The sequence below is a fragment of the Orrella sp. 11846 genome, assembly GCF_048820935.1.
Classification (GTDB): Bacteria; Pseudomonadota; Gammaproteobacteria; order Burkholderiales; family Burkholderiaceae_B; genus Algicoccus.
The window spans coordinates 1-24975 of the sequence record NZ_JBMERD010000007.1 but is presented as its reverse complement, the minus strand read 5'-3'; the positions used below and the strand labels follow the sequence as shown (position 1 = coordinate 24975).

At 48.9% G+C, this 24975-nt stretch carries 24 protein-coding genes and 2 pseudogenes; 12 read left to right on the top strand and 14 right to left on the bottom strand.

What is annotated here, in order from left to right; genetic code table 11:
* The first annotated feature begins 3 nt into the window (after positions 1-3).
* The 6 genes and pseudogenes from gpmA to ACOI06_RS07205 all read left to right on the top strand — a co-directional run bounded on the left by gpmA (position 4) and on the right by ACOI06_RS07205 (position 6100).
* Positions 4-756 (top strand): 2,3-diphosphoglycerate-dependent phosphoglycerate mutase, encoded by a 753-nt coding sequence (gene gpmA, locus ACOI06_RS07230; protein WP_420661876.1) that lies wholly within the window; start codon positions 4-6, stop codon positions 754-756.
* A 76-nt stretch (positions 757-832) separates the two neighbouring features.
* On the top strand, positions 833-2023 hold the full coding sequence (locus tag ACOI06_RS07225; protein WP_420661875.1) for a murein hydrolase activator EnvC family protein: 1191 nt from the start codon (positions 833-835) through the stop codon (positions 2021-2023).
* 44 nt (positions 2024-2067) lie between these two features.
* Positions 2068-3518 (top strand): annotated as a pseudogene (locus tag ACOI06_RS07220) (S41 family peptidase).
* 5 nt (positions 3519-3523) lie between these two features.
* Positions 3524-4303, top strand: a complete 780-nt coding sequence (locus tag ACOI06_RS07215; protein WP_420661874.1) for a HesA/MoeB/ThiF family protein — start codon at positions 3524-3526, stop codon at positions 4301-4303.
* A gap of 1127 nt (positions 4304-5430) precedes the next feature.
* Positions 5431-5814 carry a type II toxin-antitoxin system RelE/ParE family toxin gene (locus ACOI06_RS07210; RefSeq protein WP_420661873.1) on the top strand — a complete coding sequence of 128 codons (384 nt, stop codon included), beginning with the start codon at positions 5431-5433 and terminating at the stop codon, positions 5812-5814.
* On the top strand, positions 5795-6100 hold the full coding sequence (locus ACOI06_RS07205) for a helix-turn-helix domain-containing protein (RefSeq protein ID WP_420661872.1): 306 nt from the start codon (positions 5795-5797) through the stop codon (positions 6098-6100). Before ACOI06_RS07210 ends, ACOI06_RS07205 begins: the two co-directional genes overlap by 20 nt.
* Before the next feature lie 235 nt (positions 6101-6335).
* On the opposite strand, the gene ACOI06_RS07200 is transcribed toward ACOI06_RS07205, so the two are convergent.
* The 6 genes from ACOI06_RS07200 to ACOI06_RS07175 form a co-directional block, all read right to left on the bottom strand.
* Complete coding sequence (locus ACOI06_RS07200; protein ID WP_420662003.1) at positions 6336-6587, bottom strand: HigA family addiction module antitoxin; 252 nt, start codon at positions 6585-6587, stop codon at positions 6336-6338.
* Positions 6588-6697: 110 nt separating this feature from the next.
* The gene (locus tag ACOI06_RS07195; RefSeq protein WP_420661871.1) at positions 6698-7435 is read right to left on the bottom strand and encodes a pyrimidine 5'-nucleotidase; all 738 of its coding nucleotides are present in this window, start codon (positions 7433-7435) and stop codon (positions 6698-6700) included.
* Entirely contained in the window at positions 7435-8337 is a 903-nt protein-coding gene (argB, locus tag ACOI06_RS07190) for an acetylglutamate kinase (protein WP_420661870.1), read from the bottom strand. The genes ACOI06_RS07195 and argB overlap by 1 nt, the downstream gene beginning before the upstream one ends.
* 29 nt (positions 8338-8366) lie before the next feature.
* Positions 8367-8858, bottom strand: a complete 492-nt coding sequence (locus ACOI06_RS07185; RefSeq protein WP_420661869.1) for a TlpA family protein disulfide reductase — start codon at positions 8856-8858, stop codon at positions 8367-8369.
* A 99-nt stretch (positions 8859-8957) separates the two neighbouring features.
* A complete protein-coding gene (locus tag ACOI06_RS07180; protein WP_420661868.1) occupies positions 8958-9707 on the bottom strand; it encodes a BON domain-containing protein in 750 nt (249 codons plus the stop codon).
* Positions 9707-10297, bottom strand: a complete 591-nt coding sequence (locus tag ACOI06_RS07175) for a phosphoheptose isomerase (protein ID WP_420661867.1) — start codon at positions 10295-10297, stop codon at positions 9707-9709. Before ACOI06_RS07175 ends, ACOI06_RS07180 begins: the two co-directional genes overlap by 1 nt.
* Before the next feature lie 265 nt (positions 10298-10562).
* Between ACOI06_RS07175 and ACOI06_RS07170 the strand changes: the two genes are divergently transcribed.
* A complete protein-coding gene (locus ACOI06_RS07170) occupies positions 10563-11969 on the top strand; it encodes an alanine/glycine:cation symporter family protein (RefSeq protein ID WP_420661866.1) in 1407 nt (468 codons plus the stop codon).
* A 147-nt stretch (positions 11970-12116) separates the two neighbouring features.
* Positions 12117-12302 carry a hypothetical protein gene (locus ACOI06_RS07165; RefSeq protein ID WP_420661865.1) on the top strand — a complete coding sequence of 62 codons (186 nt, stop codon included), beginning with the start codon at positions 12117-12119 and terminating at the stop codon, positions 12300-12302.
* A gap of 89 nt (positions 12303-12391) precedes the next feature.
* On the opposite strand, the gene ACOI06_RS07160 is transcribed toward ACOI06_RS07165, so the two are convergent.
* The 5 genes from ACOI06_RS07160 to ACOI06_RS07140 form a co-directional block, all read right to left on the bottom strand.
* Positions 12392-12901 carry a DUF3368 domain-containing protein gene (locus ACOI06_RS07160; protein ID WP_420661864.1) on the bottom strand — a complete coding sequence of 170 codons (510 nt, stop codon included), beginning with the start codon at positions 12899-12901 and terminating at the stop codon, positions 12392-12394.
* Complete coding sequence (locus ACOI06_RS07155; protein ID WP_420661863.1) at positions 12901-13962, bottom strand: helix-turn-helix domain-containing protein; 1062 nt, start codon at positions 13960-13962, stop codon at positions 12901-12903. The genes ACOI06_RS07160 and ACOI06_RS07155 overlap by 1 nt, the downstream gene beginning before the upstream one ends.
* Before the next feature lie 143 nt (positions 13963-14105).
* On the bottom strand, positions 14106-15176 hold the full coding sequence (locus ACOI06_RS07150; protein WP_420661862.1) for a Bug family tripartite tricarboxylate transporter substrate binding protein: 1071 nt from the start codon (positions 15174-15176) through the stop codon (positions 14106-14108).
* A complete protein-coding gene (locus ACOI06_RS07145; RefSeq protein WP_420661861.1) occupies positions 15142-16656 on the bottom strand; it encodes an AMP-binding protein in 1515 nt (504 codons plus the stop codon). The genes ACOI06_RS07150 and ACOI06_RS07145 overlap by 35 nt, the downstream gene beginning before the upstream one ends.
* A gap of 14 nt (positions 16657-16670) precedes the next feature.
* Positions 16671-17561: an SDR family oxidoreductase gene (locus ACOI06_RS07140; RefSeq protein ID WP_420661860.1), complete on the bottom strand. Its 891-nt coding sequence runs from the start codon at positions 17559-17561 to the stop codon at positions 16671-16673.
* Positions 17562-17680: 119 nt separating this feature from the next.
* Between ACOI06_RS07140 and ACOI06_RS07135 the strand changes: the two genes are divergently transcribed.
* Both ACOI06_RS07135 and ACOI06_RS07130 read left to right on the top strand, forming a co-directional pair.
* The gene (locus ACOI06_RS07135) at positions 17681-18586 is read left to right on the top strand and encodes a LysR family transcriptional regulator (protein ID WP_420661859.1); all 906 of its coding nucleotides are present in this window, start codon (positions 17681-17683) and stop codon (positions 18584-18586) included.
* A 117-nt stretch (positions 18587-18703) separates the two neighbouring features.
* A complete protein-coding gene (locus ACOI06_RS07130; RefSeq protein ID WP_420661858.1) occupies positions 18704-19345 on the top strand; it encodes a DNA-3-methyladenine glycosylase family protein in 642 nt (213 codons plus the stop codon).
* A 24-nt stretch (positions 19346-19369) separates the two neighbouring features.
* Here ACOI06_RS07130 and ACOI06_RS07125 read toward each other — a convergent pair whose 3' ends face one another.
* Genes ACOI06_RS07125 through asnB form a run of 3 tightly spaced genes read right to left on the bottom strand, consistent with a single transcriptional unit; the run spans position 19370 to position 23416 of the window.
* Positions 19370-20329: an NAD-dependent epimerase/dehydratase family protein gene (locus tag ACOI06_RS07125; protein ID WP_420661857.1), complete on the bottom strand. Its 960-nt coding sequence runs from the start codon at positions 20327-20329 to the stop codon at positions 19370-19372.
* The gene (locus ACOI06_RS07120) at positions 20326-21435 is read right to left on the bottom strand and encodes a glycosyltransferase family 4 protein (RefSeq protein WP_420661856.1); all 1110 of its coding nucleotides are present in this window, start codon (positions 21433-21435) and stop codon (positions 20326-20328) included. Before ACOI06_RS07120 ends, ACOI06_RS07125 begins: the two co-directional genes overlap by 4 nt.
* Positions 21428-23416 carry an asparagine synthase (glutamine-hydrolyzing) gene (gene asnB / locus ACOI06_RS07115; protein ID WP_420661855.1) on the bottom strand — a complete coding sequence of 663 codons (1989 nt, stop codon included), beginning with the start codon at positions 23414-23416 and terminating at the stop codon, positions 21428-21430. Before asnB ends, ACOI06_RS07120 begins: the two co-directional genes overlap by 8 nt.
* A 454-nt stretch (positions 23417-23870) precedes the next feature.
* Between asnB and ACOI06_RS07110 the strand changes: the two genes are divergently transcribed.
* Both ACOI06_RS07110 and ACOI06_RS07105 read left to right on the top strand, forming a co-directional pair.
* Positions 23871-24746 (top strand): helix-turn-helix domain-containing protein, encoded by an 876-nt coding sequence (locus ACOI06_RS07110; RefSeq protein ID WP_420661854.1) that lies wholly within the window; start codon positions 23871-23873, stop codon positions 24744-24746.
* Positions 24683-24975 (top strand): annotated as a pseudogene (locus tag ACOI06_RS07105) (IS200/IS605 family accessory protein TnpB-related protein); the annotation flags it as partial. The gene ACOI06_RS07110 and the pseudogene ACOI06_RS07105, both read left to right, overlap by 64 nt.

Below are 24975 nucleotides of genomic sequence, written 5' to 3'. Positions count from 1 at the left end.
GACATGTACAAACTTGTATTGATGCGCCATGGCGAGAGCCAGTGGAATCTGGAAAACCGCTTTACAGGGTGGACCGATGTGGACCTGACTCAAACAGGACGTGACCAGGCTTGGGCAGCTGGTAAGCTACTGAAAGAAAAGGGATTTGAGTTTGATTTGGCTTTTACCTCCGTGCTCAAACGCGCCATCCGAACGTTGTGGATTGCGCTCGATGCGATGGATCAAATGTATCTGCCAATTCATAACAACTGGCGCCTTAATGAGCGCCATTACGGCAACCTTCAGGGTTTGAACAAAGCAGAGACAGCCGCCAAGTTTGGTGACGAACAAGTGCTGATTTGGCGTCGTGCCTATGCAATTGCGCCAGAACCCCTGCCATTTGATGATGAACGTCATCCACGTTTTGAGCCGCGCTATGCACGTTTAAGCCCAGAGCAACAGCCTGCAACCGAATGCCTGAAAGACACCGTTGAACGTGTTTTACCCGTGTGGACAGAATCGATTGCCCCTGCAATCAAAGCCGGTCGCCGCGTCTTGATCTCTGCGCATGGCAATAGTCTGCGTGCACTGGTGAAGCATTTAGACAATGTGTCTGACGAAGATATCGTGGGTGTGAATATTCCCACAGGCCAGCCACTCGTCTATGAGCTTGATGAAAACCTCAAACCGTTGCGCCATTACTATCTGGCCGATCCGGCTGAGATTGAGGCTGCCATGGCTGCTGTGGCAGCACAGGGCAAAGCCAAAAAAGGCTAAGACAGTGAAGCGATCCACATTCCGTTGGTCATCATGCTGTGTGTGGATCGCGCTGCTTTGTTTGCCTGCGTTGGGGTTGTCACAACCACAAGACCCGCCACAAGAATTAGCACGTCAGCAGGCACAAGCTCAGCAACAGCGTGAAGCGTTGCGTAAGCAATTAGAAACCGTTCAGCAGAAGGTGCAAACACGCCAGACTGAAGAACGAACTGCGTTTGCTGCCTTACAAAAGTCTGAACAGGCCATTTCTGTCACCGTGCGCAAGCTCGACCAACTCGATAAGATGCTGGCTCAGTTTGAAACTGAACTGGTCCAAACCCAAACCAAAATGGATGAAACACGTGCTCGGATTGATGCGCAGCAGGAGGTTTTGTCGGAACAACTCAGGTCGCAATACGCTAGTGGTATAAATGCGTGGAGTGCGCTCCTAGCTGGAGAAGACCCACAGCAAATCTCACGTGATTTGGGATATCTCGAGTTTGTGACGCGTGCCCGTAGTGAAGCTATTGCAAACCTGCAAACCAATCAAGCGGAACTTTTAACGCTACAGCAGACTCAGAAACAACAAATGGCTTCGGTTGAGCAGACCAAAGATCGTTTAGCCAAAGAGCGTGAGCAACTGGCGTCAGAACAAGCGCAACGTGCCAAAGTGCATGCGCAGGTTCAGGCACAACTCACCAAAGAGCGCAAACAGGCTCAGACACTGGCTGCAGATGAAAAACGCTTATCGGTGATGGTTGAGGATCTGTCGATTGAAATGGATCGATGGCGCGCTCAGCAAGCACAGGCCGCTCAACAGGCAGAACATCAAGCAGCACGTGAGGCAGTCCATGATGCCGCTCGAGAAGCTGCATTGGCGGCGTTACCGAAAGGCAAGCGCATTGCTCGTGGTCAGTTGTTGTCACCCGTCAGTGGCGCGGTTTTGGCGAGATATGGCAGTCGTAACCCAGACGGTGGCTCTTGGCGTGGCGTCTTGATCCGAGTCAATGAAGGCGATCCTGTCAAAGTCGTCTCAGAAGGGACGGTGGTCTTTTCTAAATGGATGGCTGGTTATGGCAATCTCATCATTGTGGATCATGACGATGAGTTTTTGAGTGTGTATGCTTATAACCAGAGTCTGCTCAAAGATGTGGGAGATTCTGTGCGGGCGGGCGATGTGATTGCCAAAGCTGGTAATACAGGAGGGCAGTTAGATTCAGCCCTATACTTTGAGCTTCGGCATCAGGGCAAACCGCTAGATCCGTTGCTTTATATTAAAAAACTTTAATTCGGGCGTAACAGAACGCCCGAATCAGACTGGAAGGACGACTGATGACCATCCGTTATTTGCGCACTGCAGGGCTGTTAAGCACTGGACTCGTTGCGGGCATTTTGTTGAGCGTTGGTATTTCTGCCATGGCGCAGAAGAATGCTGCGCCCTTACCGCTCGATGATTTGCGCCAATTCTCCAGTGTGTTTGCAGCGATTAAATCGAATTATGTCGAAGAAGTCACGGATCAGGAGCTGATTCGTAGTGCAATTTCCGGCATGCTTACAGAACTTGATCCGCATTCATCTTACCTAGATGAAGAAGCCTTCAATGAAATGCGGACAACGACTCAGGGTGAGTTCGGTGGCTTAGGGATCGAAATCGGCACAGAAGATGGGTTTGTGAAAGTGATTTCCCCCATCGAAGACACACCGGCCGAGCGTGCAGGCATGCAAGCGGGTGACCTGATCATCAAAATCGATGACACCTCGACCAAAGGTATGAGCTTGACCGATGCGGTCAAACGCATGCGCGGTCCAGTTAAAACCGACATTACGCTCACCGTTTTGCGTCAAGGGCAAGATCAACCCCTGACCATTGATCTAGTTCGTGACCTGATCAAAGTGCGCAGTGTGCGCAGCAAACGTTTAGACAACAACATTGGTTATGTGCGTATTGCCCAGTTCCAGGAGCGTACAGGCTCAGATTTGGTCAAACATCTCAAAGATTTGAGCGCCAAGGGTGATCTGGAAGGATTGGTTCTAGATCTGCGTAACGATCCCGGTGGTTTGTTGACCGCTGCGATTGGCGTATCTGCAGCCTTTTTGGAGCCTGAAGTTGTGGTGGTGTCTACCGATGGTCGGGCAGCGGATTCCCGTCACCGCTATCTGGCCTATCCAATTGACTATGCACGTGGCGAACCAGACTACCTGAAAGGTTTACCCGCCTGGGTGAAAGAAATCCCCATGGTGGTGTTGGTCAATGCAGGTTCTGCATCAGCATCTGAGATCGTGGCAGGTGCTTTGCAAGATCACAAGCGTGCAACCGTCATGGGCAATACGACGTTTGGTAAAGGCTCTGTTCAGGTGGTGCTGCCAATCTCCGAAGATACGGGGATCAAGCTCACCACATCACGCTATTTCACGCCCAATGGTCGTTCGATTCAGGCCAAAGGGATTGAGCCCGATATTTTTGTGACAGATACCAGCATTGGGAACTTGTTCACGATTGCCCGTGAGTCAGAGTTGCAAAAGCATCTGAGTAATGGCCAAAGTGACGAGAAAGACAAGCCCAAAGCGCCTAGCCTGCGTCATAAAGACAAAGCCGATACCAGCAAAGTGTCGATGAGGATGCCAAACCAAAAGAGCAGCCTAAAGCGTTTAAGCTCGGTGAGGATGGTGATTTTCAGTTGGATCAAGCCGTTAATTTCCTCCTCGGAAAAGACGTGCTGACCGGACCGGGCTATGAGCCTTATGTGGCAGACAAAGCCGGCACATTGCGAACTAAACCTTAAGCACCATGCGTGATGATCAGTTGCTGCGTTACGCGCGGCACATTTTGTTGGATGATTTAGGCATTGAGGGTCAACAGGCCCTCTTGAATGCCCGCGTACTGGTGATGGGTGCGGGTGGACTGGGTTCACCCGTTTGCTTATATCTGGCCTCCGCAGGGGTTGGACATATAGAGATCATCGATGATGACGAGGTTGAACTGAGTAATCTGCAGCGCCAGATTATGCACACCACGGCTCGTCTAGGTGAACTGAAAGTCAATTCTGCCCGTCAAGCAATCCATGACATTAATCCACAAACCACGGTGGTCACGCACGCGCGACGTGTTGATGAAGCCGCATTGATTGAGCTAGTCGGACAAGTGGATCTAGTTCTGGACTGTTGTGACAACTTTGAGACACGCCATGCGGTTAATCGTGCGTGTGTCGTGAACGGCGTTCCTCTGGTTTCAGGCGCTGCGATCCAGTTTGAAGGACAGATGGCTGTTTACGATGTGCGCGATGAAGCAAGTCCATGCTATCACTGCCTGTTCCCCAAAGCACAGGATGTAGCGCCGGTAGATTGCGCCACGATGGGTGTTTTTGCGCCCCTGGTGGGGATTGTAGGCAGTGTGCAGGCTGCTGAAGCCATTAAAGTGTTAACAGGCCTAGGACGCACCCTGCAAGGTCGTTTGGCGATGCTCGATGTGCGACAAATGCGTTGGCATGAAATCAAGGTGCCACGTGATCCAGAATGCCCTGTATGTCGAGATCGAAACACGATCGAAGCTCAGAACAAGTCAAATTAAAAACGATCCCGCTTAGCTTAAGTCAGTCGGCTATTCGCGCGGTGTCGTAACGTTTCCGCATGAGCAGCAGCATCAGCCTACTCTTCGGCAACCAACGCCTTTTTAATTCGTAGCGTCATTTTTGACGATGAAGCTTCGTGCTCGTTAGTGATGCGCAAAGTGATCGATCCTTGATAAATGGCCTGTAACGAACCGATTTATAATTCCCTCCGTGATCGTTTAATGATCTCATGTAACTTTCTGGGGGGTGGTATGACTTGACTGGAAGCTTACCAGTTCGTGAAAGACAGCGTTTCTTCGCAGGGAATACGACAAATTAACCAGATACTTTTGCCAATAATCTGCTACCAACTGCCGATTGCTCCGAGCATAAACTGTAGGACATTATTATCTCAGGATTTCTTTGCAGAATTGTTGCGAAAAAGCATAAAATCTTAACACTGCAGTATCGAATGGCTTGGGATGAACATTGCAAATCTAAACTCGACGAGTCTGGTGAGTTACGGTGGAACAGGCAATCTCAATCGTTTAAAACTGGTTGACCAGTGTTCGTCAGAGCGATGGTTCAGATGCTAATAAATAAGCGGCACGGATGGCACCGACCATTGAGAATTTGTTTTATCAAAGAGTAGTCCACGTTGCGAAATAAGCCTAGTACCGTCAAAACCTATCATGATCAGATCAATCTTCATATTATTCAGCGCTGACACTTTCAACGTGTCTGATGTGACATGTGCGCCTATCACGGTGCAGATGCGTGGTATCGCGGGCATTGTCGTCACCGCAAATCGGATGTTGGCTTGCATTTTTGGGATGTTCAATATGACCGAAGTCTGGGGCTATCGCCCAAGCGGTTTCAATCCGTGCCTCTATGTCCCTAATATAAAGAGAACGGTAAGACGCGGTACATCACCGATGAAGATCTGTCCCGACTTTACGCCTATCTTGACTAGGCTGATCAGGAATGAATGGAACACCCGATACTGATACTGACTAGTGCCTACCGTTATAAGGAATCACCTTACGTGTGCTCGGCAATATACGACGCGACCACTACCTGTCGGAGTATGAGCGGAAAGATTGGAAAACTATACCCGTAACGGGTACAATACAGGTTGTAAGTTGATATGTTGATTCTCAAACGCAAGGACTTTGCTCGGTGGCAGGCGGGCGAGAAGTTGCCTGATACCGTTTTATGTAAAGCGGTTAAAGAGATGCAAGATGGATTAGTTGATGCGGACCTTGGCGGCTTCCTATATAAAAAACGGGTTGCACGTCCAGGTGCTGGCAAATGTAGCGGCTATCGAACCCTACTGTCGGTCAGGATCGGCAGCCGTTATGTGTTTTTGCATGGGTTCCCAAAAAGTGACAAGGCGAACATCACGCAAGACGAGAAAAAGGCGCTGCAATATGCTGGTAAAGCGTTTCTGGAGTTATCTCGGGAAAACGTTGTGAAGGCATTGCAAACGGGTGTTTTATTGGAGGTGTGTTGTGACGAGCAAGATCATTGAATCCCTGCGTGGTGATTTGGCTGCATTGCAGGATGTCGGTGCGATTAGCAAAGTGACGATGCGTGAGTTCGACGCGCTCTGCCCACCGCCCGTGCGGGAGTTTAACGCTGAGGATATCCGACAGCTGCGCGAGGCGTTGCATTTTAGCCAACCAGTCTTTGCGTATTACCTGCATACCACGGCTTCGACCGTGCGTAAGTGGGAGCAAGGAGACACGCGTCCGGCTGGACCCGCTCTAAAACTACTTAATGTCATTGCTGATAAGGGCTTACAAGCCATCATTTGATTGACTCTGTTTTTTCATAACAGATGCATGAACAAAATTTGGTGCGGGGCAGTTGCATGACCTAGGGTCGTTAGCACGCCTGTTGGCATGCGCCTGCCGTGCTTAAACTTGTTTCATGATTCTGCGATGTTGTCGGTCAGCTTGTGGAGTATTCCGGCACACCGAGTTTTAGTTTTTGTTTTCACGTCGATGGCGCCGATCACGTCACCTGCGTTGGTTCGCTCAAAAAACGCTTCTACTTAAGCCCGTCTGCCATTTTTGCGGTGTCATGACTCTTTTGCATGCGCATCAATGTGTCTTTTGATACCCCAAAAGCTTTTTCAATTCGTAATGCCACGTCTGATCGTAAGGCTGTGTGCTCATTCAGTAGCGCTGAAAGAATGGATTGGTCGACAGCTAATATTTGGGCTGCTGCAATGAAGTTTAAGCCGAGAGGTTCAATGATTTCGTGTTTGATGAAAGCGCCTGGATGCACAGGACTTTTCATGCGCAAGGTTGAAACTTCCGGCATGGGTTTCCCAGAAAACGGTTTTCAGTATCAAGACGATTTATTCTAAACTTGTTTTAGTTATGTTGGGTTTAATCACTTGCACACTTTCAACGCAACGGTCGTTTACTGAGCAACAGGTCTTCAACTTTGGTGACACGTAAATCCACGATGAGTGATCGTCCTCGACGTGGATGCGCAAAAGGCGTACCTGGGTGAAACACATGCACTGTCTTTAAGCCGACAGCACGTGCAGCATGCAGGTTACTGAGTGTGTCTTCAACCAGTACAGCTCGATGCGCTGGGATACCTTCAGTGGCAAGCACATAACGCAATAGCGAGTGTGAAGGTTTGGGTCTGTGGTGCCCAAACACACGCATATCTTCAACTGACCAGATGCCATCAAAGAGATGCAGCATTTTGAGGTGTTTGAGGACTCGTGTTGCGTAAAGCCTTGGTGCATTGGTAATCAGGATTTTTCGTCCCTGAAGCTTGCGCAATCGTTGCGCTAATCCACGGGGTGCGCGTACGAGTTGTTTAACATCGAAGTCGTGGCTGCGATCTAAAAAGGTTTGTGGATCGACGCCGTGATGTTTGGTTAGCCCAATCATGGTCGCACCATACATGGACCAATACTTGTGCCGCATTTGATGGGCAGTTTCTTCAGAAACGTCTAACAGATCCATGATGGCATCGGTCATACCATCTCGAATGGCATCAAAGATTCGCCAAGAAGTGTCGTGCAGTGTGTTGTCGAGATCAAAGAGCCATACCAGTTCGTCAGGGTCGGTATGGCACCTTGATCGCCGAATCCGGCTGACAGAGGGTGTCAGACGGCGCTTAAGCATTAGTACGATGAGATGAGCGTACCCACACCTCGATCGGTCAGCACTTCAAGCAGTAGGCAGTGGGGAACGCGACCATCGACTACGTGTACGGATTTCACGCCACTGCGAGCTGCATCAAGCGCAGATGAGATCTTGGGCAGCATGCCACCTGAGATGGTGCCGTCTTCAAACAAAGCGTCAATTGTGCGTGCGGACAGTTGTGTCAGCAAGTTGCCTTGGCTGTCGAGCACCCCAGGGGTGTTGGTCATCATCAGAAGTTTTTCTGCAGCGAGGACCTCAGCGACTTTGCCAGCGACGACGTCAGCATTGATGTTGTACGCCAGACCGTCTTCCCCAAACCCGATAGGTGAAATCACTGGAATAAACTGATCGTCCTGAAGCGCTTTGACGACACCGGGGTCAATCTGCGTAATTTCACCGACAAATCCAAGATCAATGGGTTCGCCCTCAGGATCTTCTTTGTTTTCCATGAGGTTTTTGCGGGTGCGAATTAAACCACCGTCTTTACCAGTGAGCCCAACGGCTTTGCCACCGGCTTGATTAATCATCATGACGATGTCTTGCTGAACCTGTCCGCCCAGAACCCATTCCACGACTTCCATGGTTTCGTGATCAGTGACGCGCATGCCTTGAATGAAAGTCCCTTTTTTACCAATTAGAGACAACGCATGATCAATTTGTGGCCCGCCACCGTGCACAACCACGGGATTCATGCCAATCAGCTTCAGCAAGACAACATCGTGTGCGAAGCTGCGCTGTAAGACTTCTTCGGTCATGGCATTACCACCGTATTTAATGACGATGGTTTTGCCATGAAAACGACGGATGTAAGGCAGTGATTCGGACAGAACACGTGCAATGGTTTCGGGTGAAAGAATCTGGGTGTCGGCAGGGTTTGTCATGTAGCAACCTCGTTCGCGATAGAGTGGGTTCAGCTGGCCAGTGCAGTTTCTACGGTTCGTCTCAGTTCTTGCTTGTCGTAATTGCCGAGATACTTTTTAAGGATAGCCCCATTTTTATCAATTAAGAATGCAGTGGGTGTCAATCGAACATCGTCAAATGCACGAGCCACTTCACCTGAGCGATCCATCGCGACGGTGAATGGTAATTTGCGAGTGGCGGTAAATTGTTTGACGTAATCTTCGGGATCATAAGCCATGGCCACAGCGATGACATCGAAGCCTTCGGGGGACAATGCCTCATAGAGTTCAGTCGTGTCTGGCATCTGTTTCACACAGGTGACACAGCTTGTTGCCCAGAATTTGACGAGAACAACCCGACCCTTCAGATCATCCATGGCAATGGATTGGTCGTCTAGCGTGTGAAATACGACAGCGGGCGCTTGTTGCTTAGGGGCAAAAAAGAACCAGGCCCCTGCGCCTATCAGACAGAGTACAACCAAGGTAGAAATGACTTTTTTCATGGCAGAAATCTGACAAAAAGCCCCATCCGTGAGGATGGGGGAGTTTGAAAATTAATTGTTATCGGACCAACGAATGATTTGTTTTGACTGATGGTCGAATTACAAGGGTCTGGCTTGTGGTGAATTAGGTGTTATCACCGGTGAGCTACTAGGTGTGACGGGGCCTGGATCCATGGAAGCAGCTCGCGATGACACATTGTTCTGACCTTGTGAAACCGCTGAGCTGGCACCGCTTTGGGCAGAGTCCGGAACGCGAATGCGATCAGTTTGGCCAGGCACAAGAATGTCAAACAATGTGAAAACTTCTTTGACCCCTGAAATGCTCCGTACCAAGCGTTTGATATCTTCTGCTTGAGTAGCTGTCACCATCCCTTGCAGATAGATATTATCGTTTTCTGCGGTGACCTTAACGGCTTTTGAGGGAATGTCGCGTCCCGCAATCAAGGCTGTACGTACTTTGGAAGCGAGCCAAGTGTCAGAAGTAATCTGGCTGAAAGTCGGTGGCGAGCCGACCACAATCCGGTTGGTAATCGCACGAACGCCAGAAATTTGAGACACGATATCGGCCGCTTTTTCACGGACTTGTTCGTTCGGTGCTGTCCCAACGAGTAAAACGTCACCAGCATAAGCTGAGGTGGAAATATTGGCTTGTGCACCGATTTGTTCACTGATCGCAGCGGAAGCTTTGAGTTCAATTTCTGTATCGGTCACTTGTTCGGCTGTGGTTCTAGGATCAGCCGCAACTGAGGCGATACCGACCATGGCGCCGCCAACTAGAACGGGTGCGCAACCGGACAGAATCAGGGTAAGGCTAGCGGCTGTAGTCGCCAGAGCAAAGCGTAATTTCATCAGGGTTCTCCAAGAAGCAGGGTGTCAATGCCTTCACAGATCAGGTGCAGGAGCAAGATGTGCATTTCCTGGATTCGCATGGTGCGCTCATGGGGCACACATAGATGGACATCCGTTTCATAAAGCATCTGGCCAATCTGACCACCATCACGGCCTGTGAGTGCAATGACATTCATTTCACATTCATGGGCTGTTTGAATGGCCTGTAAGACGTTGCCTGAATTACCGCTTGTTGAAATTGCCACCAAAATGTCGCCAGGTTGACCTAAAGCAGCCACCTGACGCGCAAAAACTTGTTCATAGCCGTAATCGTTTCCGACAGCCGTCAAAATCGATGTGTCTGCACTCAGTGTGACACCGGCGAGCGGCAAACGTTCACGCTCAAATCGCCCAACGAGTTCCGCAATGAAATGTTGTGCATCAGCCGCAGAGCCGCCGTTGCCGCAGGCGAGTAATTTACCGCCGTTGGTAAGCGTCTGAAAACACGCCTCGATCGCCACTTCCAGTGGGGTCGCAAGCGCTTCCAGTGTGCGGTGTGTCACTTCGACGTGGTCATCGAAATGTTTGGCAAGAAGATTCGTCAGGTTCATGATTCAAAAGCGTCGTCAATACATCCACCCGTGATTATCTCATGATGCCCCGCGTTTCCTGAAAAAACATCGCTTTTGGTTTGAGTTGTTGCTTTTGTTTGTGTGAAAGCGTGCTTAGACGGTTCATTCATAGATGGCTTAATGCAAACCGGTTCTACATAGGCCATGCAAACTCACTCACAAAAACAAACATAAAAAACATGACAAAAATAGGATTTTTCTGTCATACTTGCAAAGTAAAACTTAGCAACTATTTTTTAAAATCATGCAAATTGTTATCGATTTTCTCAATACGATTCTCTGGAATTACGTCCTGATCGCAGCGTTACTGTGTGTGGGTGTGTGGTTCACAGTCAATTTAAGGTTTATCCAGTTTCGACATTTCCCGGAGTTCTTTCGCTTGGTGGTCAGTGCCTCAGAAGGTGATCGCCGTGGTATCACCCCATTTCAAGCTTTGTGCACCAGCCTGGCATCACGGGTCGGTACGGGCAATATCGCCGGTGTCGCTGTTGCATTGACAATGGGTGGACCCGGATCAATCTTTTGGATGTGGGTGGTGGCGTTACTCGGAATGGCCACGGCCTATGCAGAAAGTACGCTGGCACAGCTTTTTAAGGTGCGCAATGACGACGGTGAGTTTCGTGGTGGCCCTGCTTTTTACATTGACCGTGGTCTACGAGCTCCGTGGGCCGCCGTGGTGTTTTCCTTGTGTTTGATTCTGACGTTTGGTTTGGTGTTTAACGCTGTACAGGCCAATTCAATCGCTGAAGCCATGGAAGCTTCAATGTCGGTGCCCAAGTGGAGTGTGGGTCTAGGTCTCGTTTTGATGGCGGGGAGTGTGATCTTTGGGGGTGTGCGCAAAATCGCACGGGTTGCAGAGCTTTTAGTGCCAGTGATGGCGATTGGCTACGTGTTGCTCGCACTGTATGTCATGGCTGTGAATGCACAACAGGTGCCTATCGTGTTGGCCACGATTTTTAAAAGTGCGTTTGGACTAGAGCCCGCTGTCGGTGGTGTAGCAGGTGCCTTATTAAACGGCATTAAACGCGGTTTGTACTCGAACGAAGCGGGTATGGGTTCAGCCCCCAATATTGCAGCTGTGGCTGTACCAGATCCTCACCATCCCTCTTCACAAGGGTTTGTGCAGGCATTGGGTGTTTTTATTGACACCATCGTCATTTGTACTGCAACGGCCGTCTTGATCCTCATGTCGGGTGTTTTAGGTCAGTTGCCCGGTGTGACAGGCACTGCTTTGACGCAACATGCGTTTTCTATGCACGTGGGGGATGCGGGTGTGCACTTTATCGCAGTGGCGGTTTTGTTATTTGCCTTTACATCCATCATTGGTAACTATGCCTATGCAGAAAATGCATTGACCTATTTGAAAGCCAACGGTGTGTTCTGGCGTACCGTGTTGCGCTTAGGCGCCTTAGCCATGGTGTTCTGGGGTTCTATCGAAAGTGTGATGGCTGTCTTTAATATGGCTGATGCAGCAATGGGGCTGATGGCCAGTGTGAATCTGGTGGCAATCGTCTTGCTATCACCGATCGTCTTTAAGCTAACGCGAGATTATTTTGCGCAAAAACAAGCTGGCGTGCCCTGCTTTAACCCCGATGACTATCCGGAGCTACGAGACAAGATTGAGGTCAGTGTGTGGCAGAAGTCGTCTTGAAGGCAAGTGCAAAGGAGTCATCGCTTTGCTGATGACTCCCATCCTGACTGCGCATTCAAAAAATAATGCAGTGCCTAAAAATAGTAACTATATGTTTTTAAACAAATAGATTTTTTCTGTGAATCAAAAAGTGCGGAAGTTAGATAGATGCAAAACGATGAAGTGAGTCAACCAGAAGAAATGCTGCAATATGATGCGTGGTTGGCAATGAAAGTTGAACGTGCGCGAGCACAGATAAAGGCGGGTCAAGGGATTCCAGCGTCTGAAGTGGAGGCGAGGTTTGCTGCGCGTCGAGCGGCGACGCTTGCCCGTATAAAAGAGTCTGAAGAGTAAGTTGTCCATAGCGATATGGTTCGTTAACATGAAATGTGCATGATGTCATAAACATGCGGTACGAACCTGTCGCTATGAATATTGGATAATTAGCGCAAGGCTTGAATCTCTTTTTCTGCGATTGACCAGGGTAAGCGCCGTTTGTTATCTTTCATTTTCAATAATGCTTTGAGTGCATCATCTACTGTCAGCAGTTGATTTTCAATCATTGCACATAACAGACCGATAGTACCCATGACCGCAATAGACTCTTTGTCGGCCACGATTCGTAAATTGGCATCACCCGTCAATAACGTGCAGGATTCTTGTTTTGCTAATGCAACTGCTAGATAATCGTTGTGGCTAGGCTTAACACCATTCTTGGTTGATAGTGTCTGGTTGTATTGATGAGTTAATGAAACGGCGTATTGCACGAATTCACTGCGAACCTCCATAATCTGCAGACCCAATTGCTCAAGCTCAGGACTGCCCTCTTCGATCTCTTCATGGTATAGCAGGTCGGGAATGCCAAACTCCATAGGCAGCAAGAAAAGTGTTTCTATCAACATCCCAGCTTCCATATCGATCAGGATATTTGCGTCACTGATCAGTAAGCGCATCAAATAACTCCCAGTTGACGTTCTTTATGGAAACGCATCATTGGGATGCCCAAGAGTTCTGCAGCTTTGGAATCAGAGATATATTGTTCAGCGAGGGCACGGTAGACTAGTTGAGCAAAAAGTTGAGGATGTTCCTGTTGTAACGGATCGCCCGGTTCCTTTTTGCGCCAACCTCGGGCGGAAAATCGCTTGACCAGTGATAAGTAAGTTTCGCCATTGATCACGCCACACTGTTTGGCGCGCTGTAGCCATCCGGCCATAGACAATCCGAACTCGTGTTTTAAAGCGTATAGCTCTTTCCATTCTAGAGCCTGTCGTTGTTGACCCAGCAAGTAAATTACAGCTACCTGAGGTGCCAAAAAAGCACCAGCGAATCGATCACATGCTTTTTCTTCATCAAGCCCCTCTGCCAGTCGCCCTTTGAGTAATAGATGTCCAAGCTCATGGGCTAAGGTGAAACGTTGTCGATCCCCTGGCCAAAGTTTGGAAACAGCCACGACAGGAAATTCTCGACCATCTTCTGTACGCGCCGTGGCGGCTAATCCGGAGAATTTTGGATTGTCTTCGTGTACCTCAATGATTAACAGACCGATTGCCTCGAGCGTATCAATTAGATGAGGAATAGGGTTCATGCCCAATTGCCACTGATTTCGTATTAGATCAGAGAAATTCTCAATCTCATCCAAAGATGAGATGAGATTAGGCAAGCCTGAAGGTGGTGTAAACGCCAATAACGGTGATTCGGGGAAGGCACTTAGCAGTTCCACATGCTTTTCGACCAACTCTAATACCTTGAGTTTTAAAGCTTCTTGTGCTGTTTTTCCGAAAGAAGAAAGCTTGCGAAATTCCGGTCGTAGGAGATCGACCGTGTGGGTACGAAAAAAATACTCTGTACGAACGCCGCAAGCGCGTGCAAGTTTGAGCAATTGTGATGATGATGGTGTCAGCCGACCTTTTTCATACTTTTGAATGGTGGTGTGCGATACGCCCACCTTGTCACCCAAAGCGGCTAACGTCAAACCGGCCGCTAAGCGCGCTTGACGGATGCGGTTTTCGATCATGATGCCTCCTTGAGTTCAATTTAGGTTAAATTTCGTCTAATTTTAACAATTTTTTAACCTAATGAAAACCTAAATTGGCAAATTTCATCACACGGATCGTTAAACCATACGATCCGTGTGAAGCGCTTGATGGGCGGTTTTGATCAATCTAGTGCGAACTGATTGTCTTCGATCACTTTGCTCCAAGTGGTTCGATCTTGATCCACATATTGTGCGAGATCTTCAAGTGAGCGTGGTTTTTGAATAACCATACCAAGCTTAATCAGAGGATCTGCGAAGGCTTGATCTTGCATGATTTCATTGAGCTTGGTGTTGAACTGTGCTTGAATCTCAGCGGGTGTACCTTTAGGTGTGGAAACGCCAAACCAAGTTGCCGCTCGAAACCCCGGAAAACCACTTTCTGCCACGGTTGGTACATCTGGTAAAACGTCTAAACGCTCAGAAGACATGACAGCCAAGGGCTTCAATCGATTGTCCTTGATCAATGGCAGTGAAGAAATAATGCCATCCACCATTAATTGCGTATCGTTTGCCATCACGGAAGCCAGCGCGGGCGCACTGCCGTTGTAAGGGACGTGCGTCATTTTGATATTGGCGCGTTCGTTCAGTAATTCATTGGCCAGATGCAATGGATTGCCGATTCCGATCGACGCAAAGTTCAGCTTGTCGGGATTGGCTTGCGTGAGTGCAGAAAGCTCCGCGATGGTGTTGGCAGGGACTTCTGGATTCATGACTGCCAGAATTGGCATTTCGGTCACGATGCTCACAATATCAAAGTCTTCAGCCTGATATTGAATGGTGTTTTTATAAAGCATGGGATTCAGAACCATGCTGGAATTACTACCAAGTAACAGAGTGTAGCCATCGGGCTTGCTCTTAGCCACATGCGTTGCGGCAATGCATGTACTGGCGCCGGGTTTGTTTTCGACGACAACGGGCTGACCCAACGCTTTACCTAGACGATCACCAATGGCACGACCCATTTGGTCACCAGCCCCACCCGGTGGATATGGAACGATTAACTTAATGGGTCGATCTGGATAAGCAGCAAAGGCAATACCGCTTGTGCCTAGTAATGCCGTGGCGACTAAAGCACCTAGACAGAGTTTGATGCTTGTTCTAAGGGTGTTGTTGAGTTTTTTGTTTGCATGATTGTCTCCTCTTGATTGAATTTGCTGGTTAGGTTTGAGGGGTTGATTGACTGAGTTGTGCACGCAAACGGTGCCGGGACAGCTTGCCGTTTGCATCGCGAGGCAATTGATCAGTCATCACAAATGTTTTGGGGATCTTGAAGCGTGCCAGTCGTTCCGAGAGCCAGTGCGAGAGGTGGTCTGGATCGATTGTGGTGCCCACTTCTGGCAAGAGCACACCGATAAGTCTTTGTCCAAACTCTGGGTCGGGTACACCAATCACTGCACTGTCAGCAATCCCCGGATAGCTCGCCATGGCGTGTTCAATTTCAGCGGGATAGATATTGACGCCGCCTGAGAGCACCATGTCGGTTTCTCGATCGCAGACAAACAGATACCCGTCGTCATCCAGATAACCAATGTCACCCAACGTGATCAGTCCATCTTTTTCGATGCGTTTGCGGGCTTCGGGCTGATGACGGTACGTAAAGTCGGTGTAGGTTGTATTGCGGATGTAAATGAGCCCCGTTTGGTTGGGTGCACATTCATTGCCCTCTTCATCCAGAATGCGTACTGTCGCCCCTGGCAGGGGTTTGCCTGCCGTACCGGGTTTAAGTTTTGCATCATGTGAGGTGGCCAGTGTCACCAGGCCTGCCTCGCTCGAAGCGTAGGTTTCGTTCAAGACCGGTCCCAGCCAGTCGATCATGGCTTGTTTGATATCGGCTGGGCAAGGTGCACCAGTTGAAGCGATAAATCGCAGTGAAGATAAGTCGTAACGATTCCGAATCTCAGGATCAAGGCGTAGTAATCGGACATACATGATCGGAACCATGTAAACGACTTCAATGCGATCTCGTTCAATGATGCGCAGAACATCTTCCGCATCAAAACGAGACGTCACTGTGAAGTGTTCGCAAAGCTGCAAACTCACCTGACAAAACAAGCTGGGTGCGCTGTGATAAATCGGTGCGGGTAAGAGTGCCCGGCAGCCTGGTCGCAATCCATAGGCCAGTTCGATGACGTGGTTGAGGTTTTTTTGATGTTCGGCAAGTCGGTCTAATGGTGCGGGTGCGCGCACCACACCTTTGGGGCGACCTGTTGTGCCGGACGTATAGGCCATGTGCCCGCGTGGTGAAACAGTCGGGCCTTCATAAGGCGCAAACTGACCAATCCAGCTTTCATAATGGATGACGTCGGTATCTGAGTCATCACCCTCACAGTCTGTGCAAATCGTGGGGAGTGCGTCTGTTCTGGCCGCTAACGCCGCTTCAAGCAACGTGCTTTGCGTGAACAGAGCCTTTGCGCCACTGTCTTGAAGAATGTATTGCACTTCAGGTGCTGTGAAATGCCAATTGACGGGTGTGTAATACACGCCGAGTCGGCGACAAGCAAGGATGATTTCTAGATAAGCTTGTTGATTATGCAGATAGACCGCAACTGAGTCGCCCTCTTGTATTCCGAGTGCATGTAAGGCACTGGCCACTTGTAGGCTGCGAGATTCAATGGCAGTTCGATCAATGGTTGTGCGGTCGACGGTAATTTGACGAGTGACGGATGTATTCATGATGAATGATCCTGTTACTGATCAGCTCGACCTTGGCGGTCAGCTTTGTTTTGAGCATCGATGGCTTGGCGGGCGGTTTGCCAGTCCTCTTCTGTCCAGTCGAGGTATTCAGTGAAATAAGCCCCATTAGCCAACCAATCACCCCCATCAAGTGCAATGGTTTGACCATTGATCCAGCGACTGCCGGTACCTAGTAAGAAAGCAGCAAGTTCACCGATGTCTTGTCCCGTACCCAACGTCTTCATGGGGTTGCGAGCAATCATGCCGGTTGACTGTGTGTTTTTAGGACGCAATCTGCGACTAGCGCCTTCGGTGGGTATGACGCCTGGAGCAATCGCATTGAGGCGGATGTTATGACCACCCCATTCCACAGCCAGTGATTTGGTCATGGCATCGACCCCGGCTTTGGACATGGCAGAAGGCACAACAAATGGTGAACCTGTCCAAACCCAGGTCACGACGATCGATACAATCGATCCGGGAAGGTTGTGTTCAATCCATCGTTTGCCAGCAGCTTGCGTGATGTAAAACGTGCCGCGTAAGACAATGTCTGAAATGGCGTTAAAACCGTTAGGTGAAAGCGTGTGCGAGCGACTGATGAAGTTACCTGCTGCGTTGTTGACCAGGCCGTTGAGTGGGCCGTGATCTTCCCAGATCTTGGACATCATCTCATCAATCGCATCGTAATTCCGAATGTCGAGCGCATGAGAAAAGGCAGGGGTGCCGTACGTTTCTTGTAATTGCTCGGCGGCTTCTTTGACGACTTCAGGGCGACGTCCGCATAAGTGCAGTTCAGCACCTAGAGCCGCAAGTGTCTGGGCCATCTGAAATCCCAGCCCTGTACCACCGCCCGTGATCAGGATGCGTTGTCCTTTAAAAAGATCATTCTTGAAAACTGTTTCCATGGTCTCTCTCCAGCTTTAGTTGTTTAACTCAGTATATCGGTGTGCATTACGTGCCACAATGACTGCAAATAAACAGGACTGTTAACGAATACGCAACAATTGACTAGAGAGAAATACGTATGGATCTGAGTCTTATGCGGGTGTTTGTGGCCATCGTGGATCATGGTTCATTCACTGGTGCATCCGTCCACCTCGGTATGAATCGCTCGCAAGTCAGTCGTCTTTTAAAACGCTTAGAGCATGAAATGGGTGCGCAATTGATTCGACGCACGACGCGCCAGATGGAGCTCACGCAACAAGGGCATTTGCTGCATCAGCACGCCGTGCGGGCTCTACAAGAAATCGAGATGGGCAGACAGTTGGTGCAAAGTCTGGGTGCACAACCAAAAGGTCATGTGCGCGTCAGTGTGCCCACTGCATTGGGTGACCTGTTGTTGTGTCGGATGCTGACAGAGTTTGCCCAGCAGTACGAAGGCATCTCTGTAGGAATCTCTTTATCAAATCGAGTGAGCGACCTGATTACATCGCAAGTTGACGTGGCTGTGAAAGTGGTTGATGTGGTGCCCCAAGACTATGTAGCAAGACACGTGGCTACAGTTGGTTGGTACTTATGCGCATCTGAATCGTATCTGCAGCAGCACAGTGAGATCAAAACACCTGAAGATCTTGAACAACATGATTTTTTAATGCCTCCCCAAGGTCGCACGACCACGACGCTCACGTTCACAGACGCAGTGTCTAAACGATCAGTGAAGGCTCGCATCAAAATTGAATCTGAATCTTTTGTGTATCTGGCACAAGCAGCCTGCCAGGGTGCAGGTGTTGTCTTGTTGCCTTCGTATTACGCCACTCATTTGATTCGTCAGAAACGTTTAGTGCACATATTGGAGGAATTCACCGTAGAGCGTGCTGAATGTGAGATCTACGTGCTGACTGCGCCCAACCCATATCCGGGTACGGCGACACGAGCTGTGGTGGATTTTTTAATGACGCACCTCAAGCATGAAATTGCGCACTATCAGTGAGGATGATGCGGGTGTGCAGTGATTCCTTCATGCACAATGAACTCTAAAGAGAGATGTGACGTTATGACATGCCGATGATTGGGTTGAATCAATCGATGCGCCGAAATGGAGTTCCTGATGTCGAATATTCATGATCAGCAAGTGGTGGATGAGCATTTGGCTCAAGTCTTGCGTCAAGATCCTCGGTTGGTCGCTGTGAGTCGTATTGCTGGACCGCTGGAGCCTCGTATACATCCACCGGGTTTTGAGGGGCTGGCTCGCGTGGTGTGTGGACAGCAGTTGTCTGTGGCAAGTGCACGTGCGATCTGGACGCGATTTCAAGAAAGAGGCGATACGTCTCGTGATCCTCAAGCTTATCTGGAAACATGGGATACGGCATTAGAAGGTGTCGGTTTGTCGCGCAGCAAACTCATGACGCTTCAGGGCGTTGCTCAAGCGATCGTCGATGGTGAACTGGACCTGCAGCATGTGAATACTTTGCCAATTGAGCAGGCCATGTCCACTTTGACGCAGTACAAAGGCATTGGTCCATGGACAGCAGAAATTTATCTGATGTTTTGTGCGGGACACCCAGATGTGTTTCCTGTGGGTGATCTGGCTTTACGTAAAGCGGTTGCACATGCGTTTGCTCTGAAGGATAGTAGTCCCGCAGCACTTAAACCGATTGTTGAGCAGTGGGCGCCGTGGCGAACCGTCTGTGCATTGATGTTTTGGCGCTACTACGGTGTTGTCGATCGTAAAGACGTTTTGCCAGTCTGACTGACTCTTGAAGTCCCTTTACCTTTAAGCGTGATCGCCCTTATGACTCACCGTACGTTTGAGACCCTCGTCAACACTGATGGGGGCAGACCAGTTAAGAGCTTGACGTGTGTGACTAATGTCGAGTTGTAAAGAACCACACAAGCGTTGATAGAGGCCGGGTTTGTTCAGGAGTGTTGTAGCGAGTTTGAAGACCCAAGCAGGGATAGGGATTAAACGTGGCCGACAATTCAGTGCCTGCCCCATACGCAAAACAAACTCAGTCGTCGAAAGATCTTCACCGTCACTGACGAGAAACGATTGATTGGCGGCTTCAGGGGCTGTTAGACAGTGTTCGATCAGGTCAATCAAGTTATCCAGTGCCACAAAACTACGTCGATTGTTCTTAATGGCGCCTAAAGGTAAAAGACGACCGCGTTGGACCCAGCTCAGCAGGTTCGCAAAATTCGCTTTCACACCAGGTCCATAGACCAAGGGTGGACGAATAATCACTAACTCCAATCCAGATTGTTGCGCAATCTTTTCGAGTCCTTCTTCACCCAGTGCTTTAGACAAACCATACGGATCGCGTGTGTTTCGGGGGCTTTCGGCGGTCCATGGGTGTCCAAGCTGGGTTTCTTCACCGTGGACTTTAATGGAGCTGATGAAGATCAGGCGGCGCACACCTGCTTTGACGGCTTGTCTGCCTAGTGCAATCGCACCATCTCGGTTAGCTTCAAGATACAGCGGTAATGGGTTTATATCGGTTTCATTAAGAACATGTGCTCGTGCGGCACAATGGATCACGACATCGACATCTGTGAGCGCATCTGACCAGTCAGTGTGAATACTCAGATCCCCCACTTCTACTTGACGTGCAATACCTTTCAGTAAATGATCGGAGTGCTTACGAACGGCAGCAACCACGTCATGTTGGCTGGCAACCAGTGTTTCACACAAACGACTTCCAACAAACCCGGTTGCACCGGTAACAAGTATCTTCATTGAAGAAGTTCCTTATACAAGTCGATGGTCTGGCGATTGACCCTGTCTTGGCTAAATTCGTTTTCTGCGCGTTCACGACCTCGCTTTGCCATTTGCTGGCGAAGATTCGGATTACTCAATAGTTGCGTGATCGCTTGTGCTAGTGCTTTTGAGTCTTTAGCGGGTACAAGCAGTCCATTGTCTTCGTGAGTGACCGCTTCTCGGCAACCGGGCACATCGGTGGTGATGCAAGCGCGCCCACACGACATGGCTTCTAGTAGAACTTTTGGCATACCTTCTCGGTAAGACGGTAAGCAAACGATGGTTGCTTGGGATAGCGTAGCTGCCATATCACGTCGGTGTCCCCACCATTCAATGTCTTTGTTATCTATCCATTGCGTTAGGGAATCTTGGTCAACACCGGCTGGATTATCTGGGTCTGGGGTGCCGACGAGTACGAAACGGGCATTTAGACCACTGGCTTTAGCAAGACGACTCGCCTCGACAAACTCGGCAATCCCCTTGTCCCACAAAAGTCGAGAAGCCAGCATGACAATGGGTGTTCCTTCGGGCTCTGGTAAAACAGTAAAATGATTGATATCGACACCTGCACCTGCGATGAGGTGTATCTTGTCTGGATTGACCGCCATGCGTTTTAAGCCATTTTGGTCATCGGTGTTTTGTACGATGGCGATACCTTGGCCAATGGCCTTAGGAAGTATCCATTCCAGTGTTTTGCGTGTGGTTTGTGCGCGTTGTGACTCGGTGAATAAAAAGCCCATGCCGGCGATAGCTGAAACGACATGGCGTAACTTGAGGCTTCTAGCGGCAAGTCCACCAATAATCACGGGTTTGAGTGCCACGTGATGAACGATGTCAGGTTTTTCAGTTTGGTAGAGCTTTCTGACTTTGAGTATCTCTCGCCATAAAGTCAGCGGATGCGTGCCTCGTCTTGAAAGCTCTAGTGAAACAACACGTAAACCCAGTTCAGTCATGGGTTGAACAGCATCACGCATCCGAGTGGCAATCACCACGTCATAACCTTCGGCTTGAGCCTGTTTGGCCAAAGCCAGACGGTGCGAAACAAAATACCAGTCTTCGGTTACCAGAAATAAAAGTTTAGGCACGTTGTGTGTCCAGCCAAGCTTGAAACATCAGAATATCCCACAGATGATAAGCCCAGTTCCTAGACCCTGATAGATGCTCACGCCATTTCTGTTCGATTGGCTCTGGATTCAGGTATCCCTCACTGCGTAGCTTGTCACTGGATAAGAGATCTTGCGCCCATTCTTTCAACGGTCCGCGTAACCAAGTATCGATGGGGACTCCGAATCCCATTTTGGGTCGTTCAACCAGAGATTGGGGTACGTGACGATACAGGACATCGCGTAGAACTTTTTTACCGCTTGAACCTTGCATCTTGTATGAGAGCGGCAGTTGCCAAGCAAATTCAACAATGCGGTGATCCAGGAATGGTGTGCGGGTTTCCAGACTGACACCCATCGCAGCTCGATCAACTTTCACCAAGATGTCATCGGGCAGATAGGTGCAGGCATCCAAGTACATCATACGTTGTGCAAAATCTGGGCAATCTAACCAATCTTGCGGATTTGTGATCGGTGTCAGCGGCTCTTGACCGTGGATGACCAAAGCCTCGGGGTCATCCCAGTGTGAAATCAGTTTGAGGTAAACCGCTTCAGGATGCGTTGCACGTAAAACGGATGAGGCTTTGTGTAGACGATCACCCGGATTGTTAAAGCGTAGCCGTTTTGGGGTTGCAAACTTAAATGTTTCAAAGAGTTTGTCCCAAGTGTTGGGTGCCAATCCTGTTAGGCTGCTGGCGAGCAAATGACGTGCGCTTTTAGGCCAGCGATTGAGTTTGTTCCAGATAGCATTTGCCCAGAAATAACGATTGTATCCACCAAAGAGCTCATCACCCGCGTCGCCTGAAAGCGCGACGGTCACGTGTCGTTTGGCGAGCTGGCAAACCAAATGTGTCGGGATTTGTGATGAATCTGCAAAAGGTTCGTCATAGAGTTCGGGCAATGAAGGAATGACGTTCAGTGCATCTTGGGGTGTTAAATACCATTCGGTGTGATCGGTCCCAAGATGTTGAGCCACGGCTTTGGCATGTTGTGCTTCGTTGTACTGGGCTTGCTCAAAACCAATCGTAAAGGTTTTAACGGGTGATTCAGACAGTGATTGCATCAAGGCGGTGACCGTTGAAGAATCGTAACCACCCGACAAAAAAGCCCCCAGTGGAACATCAGCGATCATCTGACCCCGTAAGCTTTGGCGAATCAAACGCTCTAATTCATCAGCAGCGTCTTCTTGTGTGCCAGTGAAAGGTTTGGAAAGGCCACGTTGTGCAACGTCTTTAAGAGACCAGTAGGGAAGCACATTGCCTTGCCCTGTAGAGGGTTGCAAGGCTGTGCGTTGATCGAATTGGACTAAGCAGCCGGGAGCTAATTTCCAGATGTTTTGATAAATGCTCCAAGGTGCAGGGATGTAGTTGTGCCGCATGTAAAGCGTGAGGGCTTGCCGCTCAAGCTCGTTGTTAAAGCTGGGGAATGCTTTAATGGGTTTGAGTTCTGAGCCAAAAACCAATGCATTGCCAACCCAGCCGTAATAGAGGGGTTTTTCTCCGAGCCGATCGCGGGTCAATGTTAGAGATTGTGCCTGGCGATCCCAGATGACCATGGCAAACATACCCACCAGCTTTTGCAATGTAGCTTCAATCCCCCAGACATCAAATGCAGCCAAAACGGTTTCTGTGTCTGAATGACCGCGCCAGGATTGTGGATCAATCGCGCTGCCGTTTTGAAGAGATTCAAGCGTTTGACGCAGTTCTAAATGGTTATAAATCTCACCATTAAGCGCAAGCACATACTGACCGCTATTCGAGATCATGGGTTGCTTGCCGGCGTCAGAAAGGTCTAGAACCGCCAGACGACGATGCGCCAGTGCGATGCCGGCATTTGGATCTAACCAGATTCCCTGATCATCTGGGCCACGTCGAAACATGGTCTGCGCCATCTGGTGGAGATGACCCAGTGATTGGTCTGACCACTGAGCGGGTTTTATCAAAAATCCGGTTAAACCGCACATAAGGAATTGTTCTCGTGATGTCTATTAAAAGCGTTTAGATGGTGTTTTTGAGATCTTGTGATGTTCCCACAATCATCAATCTAGAAAATTAACACAGCCGTGATCGCTTATTGTGTTTTTGAGCGAATTGCTTGCGCAACCTCGTTCATTCATGTGCGAGTCAAGCAAGCTCATCAGTTTTTGATTTGTTAGCGGTTTTGGCCACCTTTAACTTCATTTCGCTAGGAGGGGCGTTTTGCTCACAAGTTTTCATGAATACTTCTTGAAGGTACTCTAACATTTTTTTCGCGAAAATCTTTCATTTGTGTTTTATGATCAAGACTAGATGTATTTAATTCTTATAAGAGATTGATTTGACTGTTTATTAGTTACACATTTTTGTATAAGAGTTGGTTGAATAATGTGTAACATTTTAGTAAAATTATTCGAATGAATCAGCTAGAGAAAGAGGATCATGCTTGTTGGTATCAAACTTCACGCCCATCCAACGCCTGAGCAAAAGAAAGTGCTTAGCCAATGGATGGGTTGTGCGCGTTTGATCTGGAATGCAAAAGTGGATGAGGAACGCTACCACCGTACTTTTGCGAACAAGTATTATCCAATAGGGACTTACGCCCCAATTGATAAAAAGGCAGCCCACTTCAAGTCAAAAGAGCTCACGCCTTGGCTCTATGACTGCCCTAGCCAAATCATTCGAAATAGTGCGACCAATTGGTGCAATACTTATTACGATTTTATGAAAGGCTTGTGCGGCAGGCCCAAAAGAAAGTCAAAATCAGACAGGGGTAGCATCCACCTCACAAGAGAGCTATTTCGTTTTGAACATTGCTCCGACGGAAATATCCGTCTTTTCATTGGCTCAAAGACCAATAACATTGGTTACCTGTCATTCAAAAAGCACGCCAATTTCAACACCCCTAAATCCATCTACATCCGTAAAGAAAGAGGACGTTACAGCATTTCCTTTTGCTATGAGGATGGCTTTGATGCGGCTGGTTTAAAAACCAATCAACAGCATTTGAATGATCTACGTGATGAGTCTGACGAGTATTTAGAGCAAAACACCATCGGCATTGATCGAGGTGTTGCGATTCCTGTCCAGGCCGGCGAAAAGTCGTTTGATTACAGTAAAGGGCAAAAGAAAAACTTAAGCGAGTCTGAGCGATATATAAAGCGGCTACAGCGTAGGCTCTCTAGGCAAACGAAAGCTCGAACCACAGAAACGAAACGAAGTCTAAGCTCTCAAAGTCTCATGCGAAGAAAGCCAATATCCGTAATGACTTTGCGCATCAAACGAGCAGAGCCATCGTCGACGGAAAAGAAACAGTGATTGTGCTAGAGGACTTAAAAACTTCTAACATGACTCGCAGACCAGCCCCTCAGCAAAATGAAGCCGGTCAATATCTGCCGAATCATGCCAGTCAAAAAGCAGGCTTAAATCAGGCGATCTTAAACGTCGGCTGGCATCAAATCGAAGTCTGCATTAGCTACAAAGCGCACAAAGAAGGTAAAACAGTTTTTAAAGTTGCTCCCCACAGCACCAGTCAGGAGTGCGCCCA